This is a genomic window from Actinoplanes sp. NBRC 101535 (assembly GCF_030269225.1).
GTDB lineage: Bacteria > Actinomycetota > Actinomycetes > Mycobacteriales > Micromonosporaceae > Actinoplanes > Actinoplanes rectilineatus.
Genome location: NZ_BSSY01000018.1, coordinates 120,922 through 143,688 on the forward strand (window position 1 = coordinate 120,922; position 22,767 = coordinate 143,688).

A 22,767-nucleotide genomic window follows, 5' to 3' on the forward strand; every position below is an offset into this window, starting at 1 on the left:
CGGGAGTGGGCGTCACCGGTCCGGAGTCCTGGGCCGTCTCGCTGCACGCGGGTCCGGATCCCGGTGCCGGCGACGAGGTGCTGGGCGCCGGCGTGGTCGTCGACGACTGTCTCGTCCTCGCCTGTGAACACGTTGCGTTCCAGCTGGACGGCCTGCGGGAGATCTGGGTCGCGTTCCCCCGGGCCTTCCAGGTGGCGCCGGGCGTACGCCGCAGGGTCCTCACCTGCCGCCACAACGGCCGCACCGACCAGGGTCTCGACCTGGTCCTGCTGGAGCTCGCCGAGCCGATCCCGCCGGGAGTGTCCCCGGCCAGGCTGCGCCGGCCCTCCGGGACGGACCTGTCCGGCCGTGCCTGGCGGGCCTACGGGTTCCCGGTCGGCAGCGACGGAGGGCGCTCCGCCGAGGGCGTGGTCGGTGGCGAGGGCGGATACGGCCGGGTACACCTCAGCCCGGAGTCCGGCGCCGGCGTCGCCCCGGGGTTCAGCGGTGCCGCCCTGTGGTCACCCGACTACGAGGCGGTGGTCGGTGTCGTGGTGTCCGCCGATCCCACCACCGGTGTCGGTCACGCCCTCACCCTGGCGTACGCCGACGAGCACCTGCCCGGGATGAAACTGTCCACCCTCGACGCCTGGCGGGTCGGCGACGCCGACGATCCGACCCACGCCGCCTGGGGCTGGACACTCGCCGCCGACGGTGAGGCGTCCCGGCACTGGCTGCCGCGGTCCCGCGGGGTGGCCTCCGGCAGCGAGACCGGCAACCGTTTCCGCGGGCGTGCGGTGGCGTTGCGCCGGCTGCGGGAGTTCCTCGACAGGCCGGAAGCGTCCGGCCGCCCGCTGCTCGTCACCGGTTCGCCGGGGGTCGGCAAGTCGGCCGTTCTCGGCCGGGTGGTCACCACCGCCGACGCGGAGATCAACGCCGCGCTGCCCGGCGGGGACACCGCGGAACAGGCGACGGTCGGCTCGGTCGCCTGCGCGGTGCACGTGAAGGGCAAGAGCGCCCTCGAGGTGGCCGCGGAGATCGCCCGTGGCGTGGGCGTCGGGTTCCCGCAGGCCACCGTCGACCTCATGCCCGCGCTGCGGGATCGGCTCACCCGTCGGCCCCGGCGTTTCAACCTGGTCGTCGACGCCCTCGACGAAGCGGTGTCCACGGCGGAGACCCGTCTGCTGATCAACGACGTGCTGGTGCCGCTGGCCCGGTCGTGTGCCGTACTCGGTGTCCAGGTGGTGGTCGGCACCCGCCGCGCGGACGACGCCGGTGACCTACTCGGGGCGTTCGGTGCCGACGCGGATGTCATCGATCTGGACGCGCCGGAGTTCTTCTCGGCGGAGGACCTCGCCGACTACGCGCTGACGACCCTGCAGCTGGCGGGGGCGGGACGGGGCTCCCGGGCGTATTCCGACGCGGCCCTCGCCGCCCCGGTCGCCGCCCGCATCGCAGCCCTGGCCGGGCGTAACTTCCTGATCGCCGGGTTGGTGGCGCGGACCCGGGCACTGCGGGACCTGGCGCCCGTCGACCCGCGGCAGGTCTCCTTCACCGCGACGGTCGGTGACGCGCTCCACGAGTACGTCAGCGACCTTCCCCGGGCCGGCACAGCCCCGGCCGCGGTGGCACTGACCGCACTGGCCTACGCCGAGACGCCGGGCCTGCCGATCCAGCTGTGGCAGGAGGCGGTGACCGCGCTCGGCGCCGCGGTCACCGCCGCCGAGTTGAGTGAGTTCGCCCGCAGCTCCGCGGCGAACTTCCTGGTGGAGACCGGCGATCCGCGCCGGCCGACCTACCGGCTGTTCCACCAGGCGCTCAACGACGCATTGCTGGCCGGCCGCCGCGATGCCGGACTCGCGACCGCCGACGAGGAACGGGTGGTCGGCGCCTGGATCGCGCTGGGCCGGTACGGCGGCTGGGCGACCGCACCGGAATACCTGCTGCGGAACCTACCCCAGCACGCGGCCCGGGCCGGCCGGATCGACGATCTGCTCAACGACGACGGCTACGTCACCCACGCGCACCTCGACCGGCTGCTGCAGGTCGCCCACGGCGCCGGCACACCGTCCGGCCGGGCCCGGAAGAACCTGCTGCAGAGGGTCCCGAAGGCGGTCGGCGCCGAGGCCGGCGAACGTGCCGCGCTGTTGTCGGTGGTGGACCGCCTCGACGACCTCGGCGCGCATGTCGACGCGACCGATGCGCCCTACCAGGCACGCTGGGCCCACACGCCGCCCCGGCTGGAACGCACCGTCCTCGAGGGACATTCACAGGCGGTCTACGACGTGTGCCCGATCGCTGTCGACGGGCGGAACCTGCTCGCCTCGGCCGGGGAGGACGGAACGGTCCGGCTGTGGGATCCGCTGACGAACCAGAACGTGCACGTCTTCAGCTGCCACGACGACTGCATCCGGGGGCTCTCCGCGGTCACCGTCGGCGGCCGCTCCTGGCTCGCCACCGCCGCCCACGACGGCAGCATCGGAGTCTGGGAACCCCGGTCCGGCGACCAGGTGCACCGGTTCACCGGACACGACGACTGGGTGCGCAACATCTGTGCCCTGCCGATGCCGACCGGCGACCTGCTCGCCTCGGCCGGCGACGACCGCACGGTCCGGATCTGGGACGTCGCGGGCCGGACACCGCTGCACACGCTGACCGGGCACACCGGATGGGTCACCGCGGTCACCCACGTGCCGGTCGGGCCGTACGGCATGGTCGCCTCGACGGGATTCGACGGCTCGGTCCGGCTCTGGGACCCGCTGACCGGGGCCGCGGGTGGGACGATGTGGGGACACATCGGCTGGGTCACCACCCTGTACGCCTTCGACGACGGACAGCGGATCCTGCTCGCCTCGGGCGGCTACGACGGCGACGTCCGCCTGTGGGACCCGCTCACCCTGGAGCTGGTCGCCCGGCTGACCACCGGCGGCGGCCCCATCACCGACCTGTGCACCGTGCGCGTCGCCGACGGCCAGCTGCTCGTCTCGACGAGCGAGGACGGCGCCATCCGGATGTGGGACGCCGCGACCCGGGAGGAGACGCGGTGCCTCGAGGGACATGCCAGCTGGATCCGGGCCGTCTGCCGGCTGCCCACCTCCGAACGGGACATGCTGGCGACCGCTGGCGACGACGGCACCGTCCGGCTGTGGGATCCGACCGGTGAGCTCCCCGAGGCCCTTCCCGAGACCGTGCTGCCGGGCGCGGTGGGCAGCCTCTCCGCCGTTCCGCGGGACGGCGGTTCGCTGGTCGCCTCGGGTGGTGCCGACGGCGCGGTGCGCCTGTGGGACGTGCGGACCGGGGAGAGCCGGGCCGTACTGCGGACGCACACCACGGCGGTGAACGACATCTGCGTGGTCGGCAGCGACGATCTCCTCCTGCTGGCGGCCGCGGGGGAGGATTCCTCCGTCCAGCTGTGGGATCTCACCTATCAGGAGATGGTCCGCGAGTTCCGGGACCACCACCGGCCGGTCAACGCGATCACCGCGCTGCACACCGCCGGCGGCTTGGTCATGGCGTCCGCCGGTGACGACGAGACGGTGCGCCTCTGGCGTCCGGACAACGGGGAGACCCGTGGTGGCCTGGTCGGTCACCGCAGCTGGGTCACCTCACTGACCGTCGTGGACCGGTCCGGCCGGCCCGCGTTGGCCTCGGCGGACAAGAGCGGCGTGGTGCGCCTGTGGGACGGCGGCGTGCTGCTCTGGGAGCGCCACACCCACCACGACAGCGTCAACCAGCTGGCCACGGCCGTCGTCGGCGACCGTCCGGTGCTCGTGTCGGCGGGGGCGGACCGGACCATCCGCTTGTGGGACGTCGAGGATGGCCGCCCCTTCCAGGTGCTGGCCGGGCACACCGCCGCGGTGACCGATGTCGACCTCGCCACGATCGGCGGCCGGCAGCTTCTCATCTCGGCGGGCCTCGACCGGACCGTCCGGCTGTGGGACCCACGGACCGGCCGGATCGTGCGGACGATCCCGGTGCACCATCGCGCGTTGTCCTGCCGCTGGATCGACGACCATCTGGTGGTCGGCCTGGACTGCGGGATCCTGGCCCTGACGATCCAGCGGCCCTGAGCGGGGACACTTGCCGGTGGAGTTCGTGGCCGGACTCGAACTGTCCGGGCGGTTCTTCCGGGAGGCTGTGCTGCCGATGCCGGAGCACCGTTTCGCCGGGCTCGCGCACACCGCGGCGCTCCCGGCCCGGTTCCGAGGTGCTCGGGTTCGACATCATGCGCTCCACCGACCACGACTGAGGTCTCCACCTGCAACCCTTCCAACACCATCAAAATCTTGCGGAGTACGGGGCGGAAGTCTGCGCGTTGCTCGCGGCGGAACTCCCGGCCACCGTCGCCGGATATCCGACCAACCTCGAACCGGTCGGCGAGGGTGGCACCCGGCACATGCGGCTCACCGAGCAACACGGGGACGGACCGGCTTCTCAAACCGCAGTTGTACGCGGCGGCGGGCATCGGCTGGTACCTGCTGGTCGAGCCGTCGGCGGACGGTGTCGAGCTGCATCTGCAGAGACTGGTCGGCGGACACTACGTTCCGGCCGTGGTTGCGGGTTTCGGGGAGTCGCTGGCGTCGGAGGATCCGTTCCCGTTCAGCATCGAGGTGGCGTCGCTGCTGCCGTCGCCGCGCCTGACGGGAATGGGGTCTACCGCGGCGAGACTGGTCGCCGGGTGGGTGCGGTGACGCGGCGAGGCCAGACGCGACGTCTGGCGAGTGAGGTCACCCGGTGATGTCGGTGAGCAGGACGTCGAGCAGGCGCTCCTCCATCACGGCCTGACCTGTTTCGGTCATCGCCTCGGTCAATGGCGGGTCCCAGGGCGCGGTTGCGGGGGTGCCGAGCAGCGGGATTCCGCGCCCGGCCCGGGAACGGTAGTCGTCGGTGCTCATCCGCCACGGCGTCGCACCCGGGTAGCGGGCCAGGGCGGCGCGGGTCAGACGGATCCCGGTCCAGTCGAAGTCGTTGCGCCAGTGGATCACCGTGGTCGGTGGCAGCGCGGCCAGCAGGGCGTGCAACGCCGCTGACGGGACGCCCTCGGTGCAGATCAGCGGGGCGGTCGCCCGGCCGGCGGCGGCCCGCAGCACCGCCGGGTTCTCGCAGACGAACACCCGTGGGGCCGCAACGGTCAACGGTGCGAGACGGATCTGGTGCAGGGTCACCCGCAACGGTACGTGCGCTGTCGCGGCCGTGGTCAGCCAGTCGCCGAGGAGACAGCCGGAGGCCGGCAGGTTGAGCACCAGGACCTGGCTGGCCAGGTCGTCGGGTACCACGCCGGACAGTTCCCACAGGGCGCGTTCCTGTTCCGCGCCGGCCGGGTGCGGGACCTCGTGCCATGCGGCCAGCGCCCGGAGGACCAGGCCGCGGAGTGGCCCGTCGGTGAGGGCCTTGGTGTCGTCGAGGAGACGTTCGGCGAACACGGGTAACGGCTCGCCGTCGGCGGGCAGCGCGTCGAGCACCGCCACGACGTCCGCGAACGGCCACCCGGCGCGGACGATCCGGGTCAGGGTGCCGTCGCGGCGCAGCGCGTCGAGCCAGGTGGCGAACCACGGCCGCGCGGCGTGCCGGCTTTCGGCCGCGAGGGCGAGGACGGCGTCCCGGCCGGCGGTGTCACGGGCGCGTTCGCCGGGGCGGTCGCGGAATTCCCCGATCGTCGCGGTCAGGCCGGCGCCGTACGCGTCGCGCAGGAACGCGTCGATCTCGGTCAGCCGTACGGTGACCCGGCCGACGCCGGCGGGCCGGTGCACGCCGGTGATCCCGATGACGACCAGGCGTTCCTCGTCGGTGGGCGCGGCCAGCGAGACGGTGCCGTCCAGACTGCCGCCGGTGCGTTCCAGGCTGCGGCGGGCCGCGGCCAGGAGACGCCGCCACGCCGCGGAGTCCGCCGGGGCGGTGTCAGTCACGGCCGGCGTCGGCGGGGTCCGGCGCCCGGCGGGACTCCGGCGATCCCAGGGCCCGCGCGAGCGTCCCGTCGAAGTCGGCGATGTTGGTGGCGCCGTCCCAGACCAGCAGCACCGTCGAGACGGTGTGCTCCACCGTGGAATGCGACAGGTCGTAGTGGGCACAACCGGTCACCGACGGATGCGTGGCCCACAGGTCGTACCCGGTCATGAACAGGTCCAGGTCGAACTGCTTGGCCAGTGACATCAGTTCACCGCGGCCGGTGTCGTCCACCCCGGCGAACGCCTCGTCCAGCCCGAGGAGCCGCGGCGCGTCCGGCCGGGCCGAGCCGAACAGGGCGTTTGCGGCCGCGAACAGGGGAAGGTGCAGGGACACCGATTGTTCGCCGCCGGACAGCTGGCTGTGCCGGGCCCGGGTGAGCGGTTCGGCCGTGCCGCCCGGCCGGTGCAGCGTGAACGCGAACACCCGCCACTGCCGGTAGTCGAGGACCTCGGCCAGTAACTCGCGGTAGGGCTTCTCCGGCGACTGCGCCCGGGCCGTCTTGATCCGGGCGGCGAAGTGCCGGCGCAGGGTGGTGAGCTGGCCGGGGCCGAGCCGCGCCGGGTCGCGTTCGAGGAGTCTGCACACTTCGCGCTGTTCCGGGTCGAGGTCGTCGGCGAGCCGCCAGCCGACGCCGACGGTCAGGCCCGACGACATCCGACGGGCCCGCATCTGCTGATCCATCGCGGACACCAGGTCGCGGGCTTCGATGGTCCGGCGGTGGATCTGACCGGCGAGCTGGCCGAGCAGCGCATCCTCGAAGACCCGCTGCTCCGCGTCGGTGAGCAACTGTTCCTGGTCGCGGCGTTCTCGGGTGATGCGTTCGGCGAACGCCGCGACCGGGGTGAGGCCCTGCTCGTCGGCGACCCGGACGACGATCACACCCTCGTCGGTGTCCCACTCCGGGCGGTGGTCCAGCCCGGCCGCGGGTAGTTGCGCCTGCAGCTCGGTGAGTGCGCTGGTCAGCCGGGTGGCGCTCTGCTTGAGTGACGTCTCGGTGGGGGAGAGTTCGCGGGTCGCGGCCAGCACGGCGTCGTGCAGGGCGACGACCGCCGGGTCCAGGTCGGTGTCCGCGGCCTCGCCGGTGGGCCACCGCAGGTGCGGCGGGCAGCGCATCAGACCCAGGAGATCACTGTGGGCGTACGGCCGGAGCCGCACCGATTCCCGCCGGGCTTCGGCGACGGCCTCCGTGACGGCGTGCTCGCCGAGGCGCACCCGTTCGGCCGTACCCGCCTCCTCCTTCTGCGCGGCGATGTCATCGGCGCGCGCGGCGGACAGCGTGTCCTCGGCGGCGGTGACCGCCCGTTCGGTGTCGGCCACCTCGGCCAGCACCTGAGCCGCCTCGGCGCCGATGGCCGCGGACAGGGTGCGCAGCTCCTCGTCCTTCTCGGTGTGCCGGGCCCGGGCGTGCCGGGCGGTGCCGGCGGCGGCCTCGGCCCGCTCCTCCGCCTCGGCGTGCCGGTCGGCGGCCTCCCCGGCCAGGTCGTCGGCCCGGTCGACCGTCTCGTAGCCGTGCCGCAGCTCGATGCCCAGCCGCTCGAACCGGTCCAGCGCGGCGCCGGTCTCGTCAAGCCGTTCGACCGGAAGTGATCGCTCGGCGACGGCCCGGCGCAGTGCCGCTCCGGCAGCGGCCTGCTCGGCCACGGCCGCGTCGAGCCGGCCGGATGCCTCGTGCGCTGCTTCCCGGCGTACCCGTAGAAGGGTCGCGGCCTGATCCACCGCACGCTCGGCGCGCGCGACGGCAGTGCGTGCCGGAAGGGCCGCGCCGGCCCGATCCACCTGGTCCAGGGTGGCGCGGCGGGACTGCCGGGCGTCGGACAGCCGGGCCATCCGGGCCAGGATGCCGGCCAGCCGCTGGTCGCAGTCGGCGATCCGGAGGGCGCGGCGGGCAGCCCGGGCGGTGGCGCCGATGTACTCGCAGCGCTCCTTGGCGAACCGGCCGACTCCGGAGCCCTGCGCCCACTGCCCGGTTCCGGTCACGCCGGACGGGCCGGTGACGTCGTCGAGCGCGATGCCGGCCAGCACCGCGACGATCCGTTCGGCCGGCACCCGGTCCTGGTCCTCGGGCACCAGCACGGTGGCCAGCGAGACTCCGGCGACCGCTTGCCCGGCACGCAGGTAGGCATCCTGTTCGCCCTGGTCGAGGGCGGTGTCGGTGGCGTCGGCGGCCGGATGCAGCCAGGCGTCGAGCAGACCGGCCGCGTGCAGGCCCGCCTCGATCGCCGCGGCTCGTTCCCCGGGGACGTCGTCGGCGAACCGGACCAGCCGCCACAGCGGTGCGCCGGCCCGACCGGACCGGTTCGCCGGGCGGGTCGGTGACGGCGGCGGCGCGTCGTCGTGTTCGGCGGCGATCGCGGCCCGTTCCGCGGCGACCGTGTCGCGCTCCCCGGTCAGCTGCTCGACCGTGCTGGCCAGCTTGACCAGGTCGTCGCGGATCACGGCGACCGGCGCGGCGGTCCGCTCGGCGAAGATCTCCCGCAACGACGGCGTCTCGTCGCGGTGCCCGGCGAGCTCGTCCGGCAGGCCCGGCAGTTCCAGCGTCGTCAGCAGGGCGGCATGCTGATCGCCCCACGCCCGGACGGCGGCCGCGGTCTCCTCCCGGGCGGCGTCGAGCGCGGCCGTTGCCTGCTGCTCGGCGGTGATCGCGTCGGCCTCCGCAACCCGGGCGTCCCGGTCGGTCTCGGCCGCACGCACGTGATCACGTTCGGTCTCGACGAGTCTCCCGGCGTGCTGGCGCACGGCCCGCACGTCAGACCTGCGGGCTTCGGTGCGGGCCGCCAGACGGGTGGGCAGACCCTCGGGCTCCTCGTCGCCGGCCCCCCACTCGACGCCGCCGCTCTCCGCCTCGACGGCCATCGCGGCGGCGACCCGGGCGATCCGCGAGCGGGCGTCCCGGGCCTGTTCCGCGGCCCGCGTCGACTCGTCCCGCCGTTTCGCGGCCGTACCCCGCTCGGCGCCGGCCCGGCCATCCGCGGCGAGCGCCGCGGCGAGCAGGTCGGCGACGTGCCGTTCCAGGTCGGCGAGCTGCTCGTGCGAACGATAGGCGGCCGAACCCTTGAGCCGGTCCAGATGCGCCCGCAGCCGGCCCGGCTCCCCCTCGGCGGCCCGCAGCCGGCCGGTCGTCTCCTCGGCCCGGGCCCGTGCCTCGCGGGCGGCCGCCCGTTCGGCGGTCAGGGCCGCCCGGCGCTCCCCGGCGGCGGCCCGGCGCGCGGTGAGCGCATCGGCGGCGGCCCGCGCATGGGTACGCAGATAGGTGGCATAAACGGTCAGGAACACCGTGGTGGCGCCGTCCGCGGCGACCAGCCCCTCGAGGGTACGAGCCACCGCCTCCATGTCGTCGAACGACCGGGCCGCCTCGACCAGCAGATGGTCCTCGACCGGCCGCAGCCCCCGCTGCAACGTGCGGGACAACTCCGCCGGGTTCAGATCCTTCGCCAACTGCGGCTTACGCAGGGTCAGCACCAGATCGAGCAGCTGCTCGTAGCGGGCCGGGCCGAGGTGGAACAGCGCCGCGTCGACCAGATGCCGGTACTCCTCGGCGGAGTCCCGGACCGCCTCCACGCCCAGCCGGTCGATCAGGTCCCGCCGCGACACCGGCCGGTCGTCGGCGTCCAACAGCGACAGGTCCACGCCGACCCGGCCGTCCGCGACGAAATGCCAGCGCGTCACCCGGTCGTTGTGCCGGTGCGCCCGCAGACCGATACCGATCGTCACGAACCGTTCGCCGTCGCCGAACTCCATCCACACGTACGCGTACGACGAATCCTGCCCGCGGTAGAGCAGGTTCGACTTCATCGTCCGGTCCTCACCGGCGAACGGGTTCAGCCGCCGCGGCTCGATCCGCCCGTCCAGCACGAACGGGAACAACACCTCGAGGGCCTTCGTCTTGCCGGACCCGTTCGGCCCGCGCAGAACCAGCCAGCCGTCGACGAACAGGAACTCCTCGTCGCGGTAGTCCCAGAGGTTGATGATGCCGGCCCGGGTGGGGGCGAAACGAGCCACGAGAGTCCCTGTCTAGAAGAGCGTGCGTTGCTTCACCTGCGCGACGGTACTGCGATAACGGCCGATCAGCGGGCGGGCCAGCACCCCGCCCGGCACCTCGATCACCGCCCCGAACCGGACCAGCAGCGCGGTCGCCTCGGCGCGCAACCGCTCCGGATCAGCGTGCCAGGCGGCGCCGAACGCAGACCCGTACCGCGCAAGGACCTCCGCCGTCGCCTCCCGCAGGAAACTGTCGGTGACCAGCGGCAACCGACGCTCCTCGGGGATCTCCGGCTCCGCCTCGGGGCCGGCCTCGTCGCTCACGTCCAGGACCGGGACACTCGCCGGCAGACCGGCGTCGACCTGCCCGGCCAGCTTCACCTGCCACTCCCGCGGATCCGGCGCGGGCATCCGGCGCACCCGGCGGCCGTCCGGATCGGACACCCGCTCGGCGATCGCCACCGCCAACAACACCGCGGCCTGCGCCACCGAACCGGTGCCCGGGAAACGCTCCGCCGACCATCCGGACGTGTCGACCAGCAGCACACCCTCGGCGCGGCGTTCCAGGCGCAGACCGGTCAGCCGCTGCAGGTCGGCGGGGAGCGCCTGACCGCGCAGATGATTGCCGATCTCCGCCGAGACGTCGTCGAAGTAGACCACCGGATGCTCCAGGACCGTCCGGCGGGCGGCCTGCGCGGCGGCCCGCCGCTCCGCGTTGCCGCTGTGCGCCTGCGAACGGTCCAGCAGAGCGGACACCGCGTCGATGTGCTGCAACACCCGAGGCGGACGGAACAGGGCGAGAACGGCATCGCGGGCGACGTCGTAGAGGGCCTCACCGGAACCCGGATCACCCGCCCACGAGGTGCTGGAACCGTCCGCCAGCCGGAGCACACCACGCTCCTCCAGCCAGGCCACCGCATCCACGAACGCCCGCCGGTCCGCGCCGGTGTCCGGGTTCAGGCCCAGCCCGGCGATCCGGTTGGCGTCGGCGGCGACCGCGTCGGCCAGCTCACTCAACATGATCTGAATACCGGCACGGCCCAGAACGGAGAGACAGAGTGTGAGGTACGCGTACCGCTGCCGGTCGAACGGCCGACCGGTCCGTGAGACGGCCGGACGGTCCGCGATCAGCCGATCCGCGGTGCGGACCAGACGCGCCGTCGACCCGTGCAACTCCAGGCGGTAACCGAACGCCTCGGACAGATCCCGCCGCAGCTCGGCGGAGAACCGGCGTACCCGCGGCAGCGCCTTCTCGTCCGGAAACGAAGAGGTGATCAGCGGATGGCGGATCAGCAGGCGCACCGCACGCTGATAGTCGGTCAACTCCAGATCGGAGACGTCGGCGGCGAACCTCATGCGGCTGCCGGCTCTGCCTGCCGTCCGACAGCGGTATGCGCGGCCGGGGTGACGGTCAACTCGTAGCCGTCCAGGTGCAACCATCCGGAACCAGTGCGCACCGTGGTGAACCGGCCCGGGGCGGGCGCTAACGTCAGGCGTACCCCGAACGCGGTCGCACTCATCTTTTGATCTTTGGGCCCGCGGGCGGAGAGAGCGATGTCCAACAGCCGGCGCAACGCCACGACCTGCGCCTCGTCGAGCACCTCGGCCCCGGCGAGACCCGCGGCGGCCTCCGCGTGCCGGCGTTCCTCGGCCACCTGACGCTCCCGCAACACCTGACGCGACCGTTCCGACCGGTCGATCCGCGCCGGACGGCCGTTGCCCTGCCCCGGCATCCGCCCCGACTGCACCAGCGAACGGGACAACTCCACAGCCGGAGCCTCCCACCAGGACAGACGCCCAGCGATCGCCTCCGGATCGGGATAGGCCACCCCGACATGCCGCGGCGCCCCCAACCCGAACACCACCTCGAAGATCGCGTGCGCGGCCTCGTCCGACCCGGCCCCGGTGAACCAGGCCGCCAGATGCCGCAACTGCGACTCCCGGCTCACCCCACCCCGCCGGGCCTCCGTCACCCGCCGCAGCAACGCCAGCACGTCACCGATCGCGGCCATCGTCGCCCCGGACAGCCGCTCCGCCTCACTGGGCACGTCATCGCGCGGCGCCAGCCACGACCGCAGCCCCGCCCACCGCCGGCGCCAGTCCGCCAGCCGCTCGGCCGGCGTCGCGAACAACCGCTCGTCCGCCTCCGCCGCGGCCTCGATCAACCGTTCCAGCCCGGTGGCCTCCACCTCGTGGACGGCCTCCCGCAGCCGCGGTGTGTACCGCTGCAACTCGTCGTGGAAGTCTTTCAGGTGCGTGAGCAGCGCATCCTTGTGCGCCAGGAACACCTCAGGACGCACATCATGGGTACGCCCCAGATCGCCGAGCATGTGATAGAAACGTGCCGCCCGCTCGGCGACGTCCGCCAGAGCCCGGTCCAGCCGGTTCAGCTTGCGGTAGACCTCCTCGGCGTCGCCGGCCTCGTTGGCGTTCTTGAGGGCCTGCAGATCGGCGAGCAGATCGGCGAACACCAGCCGCGACAGCGTGCTGTCGTCAATGCCCGCGGCGAGCACCGACTCGACCGCCCGGTGCGCGCGATAACCGGCCTCGGTGAACTGATAGACCGAATGCCGATTGCGGTATTCCGCGAGGGTGGTGGCCCGGGCGCCGTCCTGCCCACGATCCAGCACACCCCACTCGACGAGCGCGTCCAGCAGCCGCGGCAACTCCATCGCGGCCGGATCCTGACCGAGGGAGATCAGCGCGTCCTGAACCTCGGAGGTGTGCAGGACGACCTGGTAGGACGAGCGGGCGGCCTCGAAAGCACGCAGCACCCAGAGGTAGGCGAGACGGTTGTCCGCATTGACATAGCTGAACAGTCGAAGGCGGTCGTCGACCCCGAAATCGTCAAGCCCGAAGGACGACGGGACCGACGACGACATGCCCACCACCCTACCGGCCGGCCCCGGGACACCCCCACTCGGATGCGTCACCCGATCGAGGTACTTCAGTCGACGGACGGAACCGGTCGGCGTCCCGGAACCAGACCCCTCAGGAATGCCCGGGTCTCCTCATCGGTGGAGTAGACGACGGTTCCCCGCATGCCGCGGGTCAGCAGCACCTTGTACGTGTTCCGGATCAGCCGGTCCGCCTCGAGATCGCTGACCGTCTTCCGGCTGCGGAAAGCGGGATCCTTGAAGGCGTCGCGCTGTGACACCAGCCGACCGTCGCGGGCCACCAGGTCGGGACCGATGATCACGCCGGACCACGCGTACTCGAAGCCCTGCGCGGTGTAGATGCAGCCGACCTGACCGAAGCCGTTCGGGTCGGTGGCCCAGAAGGGGCTGCCCGGCGCCTCGCCGACGCTCCGGTCGCTCTTGACGTTCCACGGGCGGGACCACCCGCCGATCGTCACATCGTGCACGAGGGTGTCGTCGCGGTTGGGGTCGCTCCACGGCCAGCAGTAGCCCGCCGACATCCGAGCCGTCTCCCCGTCCGCCTCCCTCGCGGCGAGGAACGCCTCCAACTCCTCGGGCGACTCGGCGACCCGCAGATCGAACCGATCGTCACCCGCCCACACCGCAGGTTTGCCGTCGTTCAAGCCGAGCAGATCGAGAACCCACTGCTCGTAGGCCTCGCTGCCCCCGCAGCGGAACTGATCGTGCAGCGACACCTTGTCGACCTTGAGGTTCAGCCGTTCGGCGAACGTGGTGATGACCTCGACGCTGCCGAGCTCACCCGGCTTGACCACCTGGTGCTCGTCGAGCAGGAAGACCGGCACCCGGGCCGCCGCGAGCAACTCCTCGATCTGGGCGCGGGCGCCCTGCCGCTGAGCCGATCGGGTGAAGCGGTTGACCGACGTCTCCCGGATCCGGTGCGCCTCGTCGCAGATCAGCACGTCGATGCCGTTGCGCTCGGCCGTCATGAAACTGTTGAAGTAGAGGAAGAGGGTCTTGGCCCGGGCCGATCCGCGGGCGGCGTACCGGCGGAGCGTCTGGGTGAACGACTTCGAACCGGTGGCGTGCAGGGCCGCGCGACCCTGCCGGGCGAGTTCGCCGAGCAGACTGAGGGCGATCACGCTCTTGCCACTGCCCGGACCGCCCGAGACGACAACGACCCGCTTGCTGTCGGCGGCGCGGGCGCGTTCCACCGCGTGCAGGACCAGTTCGTACGCGATCCGCTGCTCGTCGAGAAGGGTGAAATGCGACTGGCCCTTGAGTTCCTGAGCGGCGTGGGCCAGCAGCTGCCGGCTGGGACGCACACTGCTGGCGAGGAACCGGTCCGCGGCTTCGGCACCGGGCTGCCCGGCGTCCAGGACCGACCGTAGATGGTCCAGGAACTGTCCGCGCCGCTGCTTCGTGAAGATGCGGCTCTGCTCGGTGGCCGGCAGCACGAGGAGGTCCGCGATGTCCCGGTCGACGGCGTTGTGCAGGTAGGCGACGCCCCGCACGGTATGGGCCTGATCGGACAGCAGACCGAGAAAGTCGATCAGGTACTGGCAGTACTCGCCCACCTGCACGGCCGGATGCAGCCTCGGGCCGCGTACGTGCTCCACGTCGACCAGGCTGGCGGAGTCCTCGTAGCGGGTGGCGTACGACCACTGCTTCAACTCGACCACGACGAAGGAATCCTCGCCGGTGCGGGGATGGACACCGGCGAGCACCGCGTCGATGCGCCTGCTGGTCAGCGGGAGCTGGTATTCGACCAGAACCTCGACGTCCTGCAGACCCGCGTCGGCCAGGTCCTGCGCGAGAATGGACAGACTGCGGGCCCACGAGTTCCGCTCGGACTGCCCCACTCCGTGGCCGTACCTCCGGACGTGTTCGGTGACACGATCGACCAGGGTTCCCTCGGTGGCGAGACGGAGAAGAGCAGCCGCGGAAACGCGGAACGCCGACATGAGCTTTTGCCCCCGGGCAGCACGAAATGATCGTGCGGATGGGAGGCATATCCCGATATCGGAAGCCTGTCGGACCGCATACGGACAACGCCGACTGTAGCGGCCCGATCAACGAGGCGCTACGACGTGGGTGGCGCCTCGATCTTGGCGGCGTTGCCGCGGGCGGCCTCGACCGTGTAGCGGCGTGCGGAGTCGGCCAGCTTGTCGCGGGCGGCCTCCACCAGGTCGATGCCGAGGACGTCGGCGAGGCGTACCAGATAGATGGTGACGTCTCCGATCTCGGCCCGGACCCGAGGTCCCAGCTCCGGATCCCGCATCACCGCCTCGGACTGCTCAGGCGTCAGCCACTGCAGCTCGGCCAGGAGTTCGCCCACCTCGCCGGCCAAGGCCATGGCCAGGTTCTTCGGGGTGTGGAACTGCTGCCAGTCGCGTTCCTCGGCGAACGCGCGTACGGCGGCGGTCAGCTCGAACATCGTTTCATCGCTCCTGATCATCGGCCCGGTCGATCACGTGAGGCGACCCCCGGTTCTTTTCATGTTCGGCGGACGAGAGACTGGGCGCATGACTTTGCGACTGCGACCGGACCCGGGGACCGTATCCGTCTGGAGGGCCTTCTGGGAGCTGGCCGAAGGCCGCCTCATCAACGACGCCCTCAAGACCGACCGGGCGATGGGGACACTGGCACCCTTCATGGCGGAACACCCGGCCGGCCTGATCGTCGCGGCCACCGACGCGGTGGCCGACACGGTCGTCGAATGGGCCGACGAACTCGGCAAGAACCCGGCCTGCATCGCCGAGACGGCGTTCAACATGCTGCACAGCCAGCTGCAGCCACCGGAACGCCTCGTCCTGCTGGCCGCCAGCCAGACCCTGCTCGCCCAGGACCCGACCGGCGAGGCCGGCAGCCCGCACCAGGTGTGTCACCCGTGGCCGGCCGACGCCGCGGTCACCTCGCTGGCCACCGTCGGCGGCGGCGAGGTGCTGCGTCAGGCGCTGACCGCGGCGTCCCAGACGCACGGCATGGAGCAGCAGCCGGTGCCGGCCCTGATCAACGCGGTGCCGGGCGTCCTGACGAACATCCTCTGGGGCCGCAGCAAGGCTGACCCGGACCGGATGCGCGACCTCATCGACATCAAGCTCGCGATGGCCTGACCTTTCACGACCAGGGCAGCGGATCGGGTACGCGACGCCGCCACCACCGTGGTTCACCGGCAGAGTCGGGGAGTTCGCTGGTGGCGGCGCGGTATACCTGGTCGATGCGGTCGAGGGCCGGGGTGAACCGGTCGGGTAGTGCGGCCAGTTCGTCGCGGGCGGCCAGGTCGTCGTCGAAGTAGTCACGCGGATACCAGCCGTCGGGCGGCCATCCGGTCGTCATGCGGGTGACCAGTGCTTCCCAGCCGCCGAGGGCGCTGACCAGGGCGGTCGGGAGTTCCCCGGAGTCGCGGAGTTCGTCGGTGATCGGCGTCGGCATCCGGTGGTAGCGGATGACCTCCGGCTGCGCCGCGACGGGCACCCCCGGAAGTTCGGCGACAGGATCCGCCACCGCCTCGATGACCAGCGAGGCGTCGTAGTCCTCGACCCGGGCCCGGGTGCGCGAGCTGTCCGGCCGCACTAGCCAGTAGGACCCCGGCGGAATCGGTTGCGCCACGTGGAGGACGAGCACCCCGAGCCGGGCGGCGAGCTCCTCGGCGAACGTGGTCACCGGCGGGCCGGCGACCTTTCCGTCGATCTCGAGGGACCAGGTCACGTCACCGGCGGCCGGTTCGTACGTGCACAGGACCGACGCCGCCCAGTTGCGCTCCTCGACCCCCGGAGGGCTGACGTCGACGTCCTCGGCGGGGAGGTCGGCGAGGGCGGCCAGGACCGTCCTCAGGTGGGCGGGATCCAGTTCGCCGACGATCAGCAGGTCGTACGTCATGGTGGATAGGTCCCGTCGTAGATGGCCTTCGCCGTGGCGATGACTTCCGGATTCTCGTAGAAACGGGGGGCGTGCCGGAAGTCCGGCACGCTGTCCACATCACCCTTCGCCCGCGCGATAGCCACCAGAGCCGCATATTCGTTGCGGTCGAGCAGGACCAGCCCCGGGCCGGTGCCGGGGAAGACCGTTCCGGTGGGTTTGACGCCGTACGTCCGGCCGTTGATCTGGTACAGCGATGTGTCCGAGTCCCAGGTCGCCCGGCCGGCCGCAATACCGCGGATGTCATCGGCGACCGCCTCCTCGTACCCGGGGAGGATCACGGTGTTCTCACCCTTCGGCTGCCCGTGCCGTGCCCCTGCCAGGGTGTGGCGCGAATGGGGGTACGTCAGGCTCTTGCCGCGGGCCGGCCCGGCAATGTCGTCGCGGCCGTGCCAGGGTGGTCCCTCCGGTCGGGGCGGTGGCGTGCTGCCGGGCGGTGGTTCGGTGGGGTTGGAGCGGGACAGTCTGTCGCTGCGCATGCGGAGCAGGTCGAGGATATTTTCGAGTCCGTTGATCCTGTTGGTGAGGTTGCGGAGGCTTGCGAGTAGGGCGCGGATGTGGCGCTGGATCTTGTTGGCCCAGGTGGCGACCAGAGAGGCGACCTGGCTGGCTATCAGGGGTGTGGCGGTGCCGAGGCTGATGCCTTCGACGGCGGCCCACTGTGGCAGGCGGATGGCGAGTGTGGCGATGAATTGGGCGATCAGGTCGCGGACAAGTCCCCGGACCAGCCCGACGATCAGTCCGGCGCCTTCGACGGCTGAGGAGATGCCTCCGCTGGCGACCGAGATTCCGGCCAGGACGGACAGGTTTTCGGTGGCGTGGGCTCGGTAGGCGTCTGCGGAGGCGCCGTGCCAGTCGGCGGTGTCGGTGGCCAGCCGATCGGCGTACCGCTGGCGGGTTTCGTCGGTGGCGGTGGCGATGTTGGCCCAAGTGGCGGCGTGCGCGGCGACCTCGTCGGGATCACCCGCCAACTGGTCGAGGGCATCCTGCAGCGGGCGTACGTGTTCGATCAGCCAGGCCACGCCCCACGCGCCGAGGGTGCCGAGCGGGTCGACGGCCAGTGACAGGCCGTCCAGCGAGGTGCCGAGAACGCTGAGGCCGCCGTCAACCCAGCTCTGGTTACGGATGCCCTCGGTGAGTTGTTGGGCGTCCTCGACCAGCCCCAGGCCGGTTGTTCCGGTAGTGGAGTCCTGAGCGGCAGCGACGAGCCCCATGCGGTGGTGTACCGGGACAGGGCGGCCCCGGTTCACCGAGCGGCGTCACCAGGCCAGGGCACCGGATCGGGTACGCGACGCCGCCACCACCGTGGATCCTCCGGCGAGTCCGCAACCTCGCTGGTGGATGCCCAGTACACGTCGTCGATGCGGGCCAGCGCGGCGGCGACCCGGTCTCGGACGTCGCCGGGCAGGGAGGCCATGCTGGTGGCCACTTCATCGCGCGCCCAGAGATCGTCCTCGAAGTAGTCGCGCGGATACCAGCCGTCCGGCGGCCACCCGGCGGTCATCCGCGCCACCATCGACTCCCACCCGCCGAGGCTGCTCAGCAGGTGTCGCAGATTCTCGGCCTGTTCGGGGTGAGCGTCGGCGAGCGATGTTCTCAGCTCCTCGGTCACGGGAAGCGGAAGCTGGTGTTCTCGGATCACCTCGGGTTGACGCTCGACGTCGACGGTCGGGAGTGCCGCGACAGGGCCGGCGACGGCATCGATGACGAGGTGGGGCAGATCGCCCTCGTCCATCTCGTAGACACGGGCTCTGGTCCGCCGGCCATGCGGTTCCACCAGCCAGTAGGCGCTGGGTGGGAAGGGCTGGGACGCGTAGAGGACGAGAACGCCCAGCGCCCCGGCGAGGTGGGCGGCGGCTGTGCTGACCTCGGGCCCCGTTCCCCGGATGTAGATGTCGAGCGACAACGTGACATCACCGTGAACCGGCTTGTACGCGCACAGGACCGCGGCCTCCCAGTTCGTCGTTTCGGAGTCCTCGGGGCTGACGTCCACCTCGGTCTCCGGAACGGAGAACAGTTCGGCGAGTGCGGCACGCAGGTCATCGGGATCGGTCTCGCCGACGGTCAGGAGGTCATAGTTCATGGCGAGTAGGTCCCGTCGTAGATGGACTTCGCTTTGGCGATCACTGCGGGGTTTTCGAGGAACCGCGGATTCTGCCGGAACGCGTCCACCGCGGCCACGTCGCCGTCGGCCTTGGCTATCTCCCGGAGGGCCGCATACTCGTTGCGGTCGAGCGGGGCGATGCCGGGTCCGGAATCGGGGAAGACCGTTCCGCTGTTCTCGACGCAGTACAGCCGACCGTTGATCTCATAGCGCCCGTTCCCCTTCAGGGTGGCCCGCCCCGCGGCGATCTGGCTGATGTCGTCGAGGACGGCCTGTTCGTAACCGCGCAGGATCATGCTGTTCTTCGGCCTGATAATGCCATGTTTGACCCCGGAGAGCGTGTGTCGGCTGTTCGGAGGCTTGAGCACCTTTCCCCGAGCATTTCCGGGGATGTCGTCCCGTGCACGCCAGGGAGGGCCGGGCGGCGGTACCGGAAGTCCCGGAGTTGCGTCACCGCCGCCAGAACCTCCGGTGGGGTCGGAACGTGCGCTGCGGTCGGCGCGCATGCGGAGGAGATCAAGGACCTTCTCGAGGCCGTTGATCTTGTTGGTGAGGTTGCGGAGGCTGGCGAGGAGGGCTCGGATGTGGCGCTGGATCTTGTTGGCCCAGGTGGAGACCAACGAGGCGACCTGGCTGGCGATCAGGGGTGTGGCGGTGCCGAGGCTGATGCCTTCGACGGCGGCCCACTGTGGCAGGCGGATGGCGAGTGTGGCGATGAATTGGGCGATCAGGTCTCGGACGAGTCCGCGGACGAGGCTGACGATGAGTCCGGCGCCTTCGACGGCGGAGGAGATGCCTCCGGTGGCGACGGAGATTCCGGTCAGGACGGTGAGGTTTTCGGTGGCGTGGGCTCGGTAGGCGTCGGCGGAGGCGCCGTGCCAGTCGGCGGTGTCGGTGGTCAGCTGGTCGGCGTACCGCTGGCGGGTCTCCTCGACGGCGGTGGAGATGTTGGCCCAGGTGAGGGCGTGTGCGGCGACCTCGTCGGGGTTACCCGCCAGCTGGTCGAGGGCGTCCTGCAGCGGGCGTACGTGTTCGATCAGCCAGGCGACACCCCACGCGCCTAGAGTTCCGAGTGGATCGACGGCCAGGGACAGCCCGTCCAAGGTGGTGCCGAGAACGCCGAGGGTGCCGTCGACCCAGCTCTGGTTGCGGATTCCTTCGGTGAGTTGCTGGGCGTCCTCGACCAGCCCCAGACCCGTGATTCCGGTCGTGGAGTCTTGAGTGGTAGCAACGAGCCCCATGCGGTGGTGTACCGGGCCGGTGACGCCCCGGTTCACCGAGCGGCGTCACCAGGCCAGGGCAGCGGATCGGGTACGCGACGCCGCCACCACCGTGGCTCGGCCGCCGAGTCGGCGAGCTCGCGGGTGGCGGCCAGGTATGCCTGGTCGATCCGGTCGAGGGCTTGGGCGAACCGGTCGGGTAACCCGGCGAGTTCGTCGCGGGCGGCCAGGTCGTCCTCGAAGTAGTCGCGGGGGTACCAGCCGTCCGGCGGCCACCCGGCGGTCATCCGCGCCACCATCGACTCCCAGCCGCCGAAGGCATAGCGCAGGGGTGGGACGAGATCGAGGTCGTCGGTGACGGGTGTCGGCATCCGATGTTCTTTGATCACTTCCGGTTGGGCCGCGACCCGGACATGGGGGAGGGTGGGCACCGGCTTCTCCACCGCGTCGATGGTGAGCTCCATGATGTCCAGGTCGGGGTCGTCGCCCTCGTAGACGCGGGCCCGGGTGCGGCTCCCGTCCGGCAGGACCAGCCAATCGGCGCTCGGCGGGAAACTCTGGGCATCGTAGAGGACTGGAACGTCGAGGGTCGCGGCCACCTTCGCCGCGACCTGCGCCTCGTCCGGCTCGGAGCGGCTGAAGTAGAGGTCCAGACACCAGGTCACGTCGCCCAGGACCGGTTCGTACGTGCAGAGGACCGCCGCCTCCCAGTAGCGGTCCACGACGTCGCCCGCCCGGACGTCCACCTCCGCGACCGGAACTCCCGCAACGGCAGCCAGAGCCGTCCTGAGCTGCGCGAAGTTGATGGCGCCGATGACGTACAGGTAGATGCTCATCCGGTCGGGAGGAGGGCTCGGCGGGCTGCCGGGAGGACCTCGAGGGCGGCGTCGAGGGTGTGGAAGCGGACGTCGTCCCGGGTGGGGTTCCCGGCCAGGGTCAGGGAGAGCCCTTGCAGGGTGGACAGGCGTGTCGCGATCTCGGCGACGTTGCCCGGGGTGAGGTCGAGACCGGCCACGAGAGGACGTTCCCGGCCGAAGCCGACGAGATCCTCGAGCTGGAACTCCTCCGGGTACCGGGGGGACTCGGTGCGGAGGAAGTCCCACGACTTCTCGTACTCCGGCAGCACATCGACCTGGAACAGGGCCGCGCCGAGGTCGGGGGTGTCGTCGTGGCGTCCGAAGACCCAGCCGGGGTCGTCGTCGTGGGAGATCTCCAGACCGGCGTAGACGATCTCCAGGCCGGCTTCGCGGAGAGCGATGCGGACCGGGTACGGCGGAACGACGATCGTGATCGGCTGAACCATGTCCGCGCCGAGGAGCTGGGCGAGCCGTACGATCTCGTCCGGTTCGGTGTGGAGGTCCATCGCCGCGACGAGGCGGCTGTCGTGGAGAACCTGGCGGATCTCGGCGGCCTGCTGAACGCTGACGGTGCGATCGTCGTCGAATCTCGGGTCGGCGCTCAGGTCGACGCCGACGATGTCCACGCCGAGGTCCTCGAGCGCTGCGGCCTCCTCGGCGGACCGCACCCGGTCGACTTTGAGGATCCTATTCGTCATAGCGCACCGCCTGTCCCCGCAGCCCTTCGGCGCCTCGGAAATGCCGGTCGATCACCCAGATCTTGCCCGCCGTACTCGTGGATATCTTCCAGTACGGTGACCCGACAGGCGAGTGGCGACCGCCTCCGGGGTGGACCTCGATGTTCGTGACCACCGGGTGTCCTTCGACGCGTACCTGTACCGCCAGCCCGGAGGTGCCTTTCCGGAGGGAACGTTCGGGGAACGCGGTGTATCCGGCCGCGGTGAACTGGTCGGCGATCTCCTCGGCGGACCGGCCGACCACGGACCGGGGATTGCTGACGATGTTCGCCACGAACACCTCGGGGCTGTCCTCGCCGACGCGACGCGGGCCTGAGCCGCCGTCGTTGTCGGGCGGCCCGGTGGGATCTCGGCGGGCCATGTCGCCGCTGCGCATGCGGAGCAGGTCGAGGATATTTTCGAGTCCGTTGATCTTGTTGGTGAGGTTGCGGAGGCTGGCGAGGAGGGCGCGGATGTGGCGCTGGATCTTGTTGGCCCAGGTGGAGACGAGGGTGGCGACCTGGCTGGCTATCAGGGGTGTGGCGGTGCCGAGGCTGATGCCTTCGACGGCGGCCCACTGTGGCAGGCGGATGGCGAGTGTGGCGATGAATTGGGCGATCAGGTCGCGGACAAGTCCCCGGACGAGGCCGACGATCAGTCCGGCGCCTTCGACGGCGGAGGAGATACCTCCAGCGGCGACGGAGATTCCGGCCAGGACGGACAGGTTTTCGGTGGCGTGGGCTCGGTAGGCGTCGGCGGAGGCGCCGTGCCAGTCGGCGGTGTCGGTGGTCAATCGGTCGGCGTACTGCCGGCGGGTCTCCTCGACGGCGGCGGAGACGTTCGCCCAGACAGCGGCCTGCGCGGCGACCGCCGCCGAGTCGCCGGCCAGCCAGTCCAGAGCCTCCTGCAGCGGGCGTACGTGTTCGAGAAGCCACGCCACACCCCACGCGCCCAGCGTTCCGAGCGGGTCGACAGCCAGTGACAGCGTGTCCAGGGACGCGCCGACCGTTCCCAGCGTCACGTCCACCCAGCTCTGGTCGCGGATGCCCGCGGTGATCTGCTGGGCATCCTCCACCAGGCCCAGGCCGGTGGCATCGAACGTCATGTCTCGATGTACCTGCGACCGCCGGGCCGGGTTCAGCGCGTGGGCTTTGCCACGCGGCGCGGCCG

16 protein-coding genes are annotated in these 22,767 nt (G+C 71.3%); 3 read left to right on the forward strand and 13 right to left on the reverse strand.

What is annotated here, in order from left to right; translation table 11 throughout:
* Window positions 1-5 precede the first annotated feature (5 nt).
* Together QSK32_RS36070 and QSK32_RS36075 are read left to right on the forward strand one after the other, a co-directional pair.
* Entirely contained in the window at window positions 6-4,049 is a 4,044-nt protein-coding gene (locus tag QSK32_RS36070; protein WP_052720712.1) for a WD40 repeat domain-containing protein, read from the forward strand.
* A gap of 312 nt (window positions 4,050-4,361) precedes the next feature.
* Complete coding sequence (locus QSK32_RS36075) at window positions 4,362-4,670, forward strand: Uma2 family endonuclease (RefSeq protein ID WP_052720710.1); 309 nt, start codon at window positions 4,362-4,364, stop codon at window positions 4,668-4,670.
* A gap of 36 nt (window positions 4,671-4,706) precedes the next feature.
* Here the strand turns inward: QSK32_RS36075 and QSK32_RS36080 are convergent, their stop codons facing one another.
* The 6 genes from QSK32_RS36080 to QSK32_RS36105 all read right to left on the reverse strand — a co-directional run bounded on the left by QSK32_RS36080 (window position 4,707) and on the right by QSK32_RS36105 (window position 15,216).
* Complete coding sequence (locus QSK32_RS36080) at window positions 4,707-5,885, reverse strand: TIGR02679 family protein (protein ID WP_045744015.1); 1,179 nt, start codon at window positions 5,883-5,885, stop codon at window positions 4,707-4,709.
* Window positions 5,878-9,924 (reverse strand): TIGR02680 family protein, encoded by a 4,047-nt coding sequence (locus QSK32_RS36085; protein WP_045744014.1) that lies wholly within the window; start codon window positions 9,922-9,924, stop codon window positions 5,878-5,880. The genes QSK32_RS36080 and QSK32_RS36085 overlap by 8 nt, the downstream gene beginning before the upstream one ends.
* A 12-nt stretch (window positions 9,925-9,936) precedes the next feature.
* Window positions 9,937-11,259 carry a DUF2398 family protein gene (locus tag QSK32_RS36090; RefSeq protein WP_285474448.1) on the reverse strand — a complete coding sequence of 441 codons (1,323 nt, stop codon included), beginning with the start codon at window positions 11,257-11,259 and terminating at the stop codon, window positions 9,937-9,939.
* The gene (locus QSK32_RS36095; protein WP_285474449.1) at window positions 11,256-12,785 is read right to left on the reverse strand and encodes a TIGR02677 family protein; all 1,530 of its coding nucleotides are present in this window, start codon (window positions 12,783-12,785) and stop codon (window positions 11,256-11,258) included. Before QSK32_RS36095 ends, QSK32_RS36090 begins: the two co-directional genes overlap by 4 nt.
* 65 nt (window positions 12,786-12,850) lie before the next feature.
* Window positions 12,851-14,743, reverse strand: coding sequence for a DUF2075 domain-containing protein (locus QSK32_RS36100; RefSeq protein WP_285474450.1), 1,893 nt, complete (start codon window positions 14,741-14,743; stop codon window positions 12,851-12,853).
* A 119-nt stretch (window positions 14,744-14,862) separates the two neighbouring features.
* The gene (locus QSK32_RS36105) at window positions 14,863-15,216 is read right to left on the reverse strand and encodes a nucleotide pyrophosphohydrolase (RefSeq protein ID WP_285474451.1); all 354 of its coding nucleotides are present in this window, start codon (window positions 15,214-15,216) and stop codon (window positions 14,863-14,865) included.
* Window positions 15,217-15,304: 88 nt separating this feature from the next.
* Here QSK32_RS36105 and QSK32_RS36110 point away from each other — a divergent pair, with 88 nt between their 5' ends.
* Window positions 15,305-15,895, forward strand: a complete 591-nt coding sequence (locus tag QSK32_RS36110; RefSeq protein WP_157411179.1) for a hypothetical protein — start codon at window positions 15,305-15,307, stop codon at window positions 15,893-15,895.
* Between the two features lie 4 nt (window positions 15,896-15,899).
* On the opposite strand, the gene QSK32_RS36115 is transcribed toward QSK32_RS36110, so the two are convergent.
* Genes QSK32_RS36115 through QSK32_RS36145 form a run of 7 tightly spaced genes read right to left on the reverse strand, consistent with a single transcriptional unit; the run spans window position 15,900 to window position 22,702 of the window.
* Window positions 15,900-16,661, reverse strand: a complete 762-nt coding sequence (locus tag QSK32_RS36115; RefSeq protein WP_285474452.1) for a hypothetical protein — start codon at window positions 16,659-16,661, stop codon at window positions 15,900-15,902.
* Window positions 16,658-17,914 (reverse strand): WXG100 family type VII secretion target, encoded by a 1,257-nt coding sequence (locus QSK32_RS36120; protein WP_285474453.1) that lies wholly within the window; start codon window positions 17,912-17,914, stop codon window positions 16,658-16,660. The genes QSK32_RS36115 and QSK32_RS36120 overlap by 4 nt, the downstream gene beginning before the upstream one ends.
* A 32-nt stretch (window positions 17,915-17,946) precedes the next feature.
* Window positions 17,947-18,783, reverse strand: a complete 837-nt coding sequence (locus tag QSK32_RS36125) for a hypothetical protein (protein WP_285474454.1) — start codon at window positions 18,781-18,783, stop codon at window positions 17,947-17,949.
* On the reverse strand, window positions 18,780-20,045 hold the full coding sequence (locus QSK32_RS36130) for a WXG100 family type VII secretion target (protein WP_285474455.1): 1,266 nt from the start codon (window positions 20,043-20,045) through the stop codon (window positions 18,780-18,782). Before QSK32_RS36130 ends, QSK32_RS36125 begins: the two co-directional genes overlap by 4 nt.
* Before the next feature lie 32 nt (window positions 20,046-20,077).
* Entirely contained in the window at window positions 20,078-20,860 is a 783-nt protein-coding gene (locus QSK32_RS36135; RefSeq protein WP_285474456.1) for a hypothetical protein, read from the reverse strand.
* The gene (locus QSK32_RS36140; protein WP_157411177.1) at window positions 20,857-21,579 is read right to left on the reverse strand and encodes a beta/alpha barrel domain-containing protein; all 723 of its coding nucleotides are present in this window, start codon (window positions 21,577-21,579) and stop codon (window positions 20,857-20,859) included. The genes QSK32_RS36135 and QSK32_RS36140 overlap by 4 nt, the downstream gene beginning before the upstream one ends.
* Entirely contained in the window at window positions 21,569-22,702 is a 1,134-nt protein-coding gene (locus QSK32_RS36145) for a hypothetical protein (protein WP_285474457.1), read from the reverse strand. The genes QSK32_RS36140 and QSK32_RS36145 overlap by 11 nt, the downstream gene beginning before the upstream one ends.
* Between the last annotated feature and the right edge of the window lie 65 nt (window positions 22,703-22,767).

Excerpts from the sequence above, each read along its gene's own strand:
- QSK32_RS36120 (WP_285474453.1), bottom strand. The coding sequence starts at position 17,914 with ATGGGGCTCGTCGCTGCCGCTCAGGACTCCACTACCGGAACAACCGGC.
- QSK32_RS36130 (WP_285474455.1), bottom strand. The coding sequence starts at position 20,045 with ATGGGGCTCGTTGCTACCACTCAAGACTCCACGACCGGAATCACGGGT.
- QSK32_RS36105 (WP_285474451.1), bottom strand. The coding sequence starts at position 15,216 with ATGTTCGAGCTGACCGCCGCCGTACGCGCGTTCGCCGAGGAACGCGAC.
- QSK32_RS36145 (WP_285474457.1), bottom strand. The coding sequence starts at position 22,702 with ATGACGTTCGATGCCACCGGCCTGGGCCTGGTGGAGGATGCCCAGCAG.
- QSK32_RS36095 (WP_285474449.1), bottom strand. The coding sequence starts at position 12,785 with ATGTCGTCGTCGGTCCCGTCGTCCTTCGGGCTTGACGATTTCGGGGTC.
- QSK32_RS36135 (WP_285474456.1), bottom strand. The coding sequence starts at position 20,860 with ATGAGCATCTACCTGTACGTCATCGGCGCCATCAACTTCGCGCAGCTC.
- QSK32_RS36140 (WP_157411177.1), bottom strand. The coding sequence starts at position 21,579 with ATGACGAATAGGATCCTCAAAGTCGACCGGGTGCGGTCCGCCGAGGAG.
- QSK32_RS36090 (WP_285474448.1), bottom strand. The coding sequence starts at position 11,259 with ATGAGGTTCGCCGCCGACGTCTCCGATCTGGAGTTGACCGACTATCAG.
- QSK32_RS36100 (WP_285474450.1), bottom strand. The coding sequence starts at position 14,743 with ATGTCGGCGTTCCGCGTTTCCGCGGCTGCTCTTCTCCGTCTCGCCACC.
- QSK32_RS36110 (WP_157411179.1), top strand. The coding sequence starts at position 15,305 with ATGACTTTGCGACTGCGACCGGACCCGGGGACCGTATCCGTCTGGAGG.
- QSK32_RS36125 (WP_285474454.1), bottom strand. The coding sequence starts at position 18,783 with ATGAACTATGACCTCCTGACCGTCGGCGAGACCGATCCCGATGACCTG.
- QSK32_RS36115 (WP_285474452.1), bottom strand. The coding sequence starts at position 16,661 with ATGACGTACGACCTGCTGATCGTCGGCGAACTGGATCCCGCCCACCTG.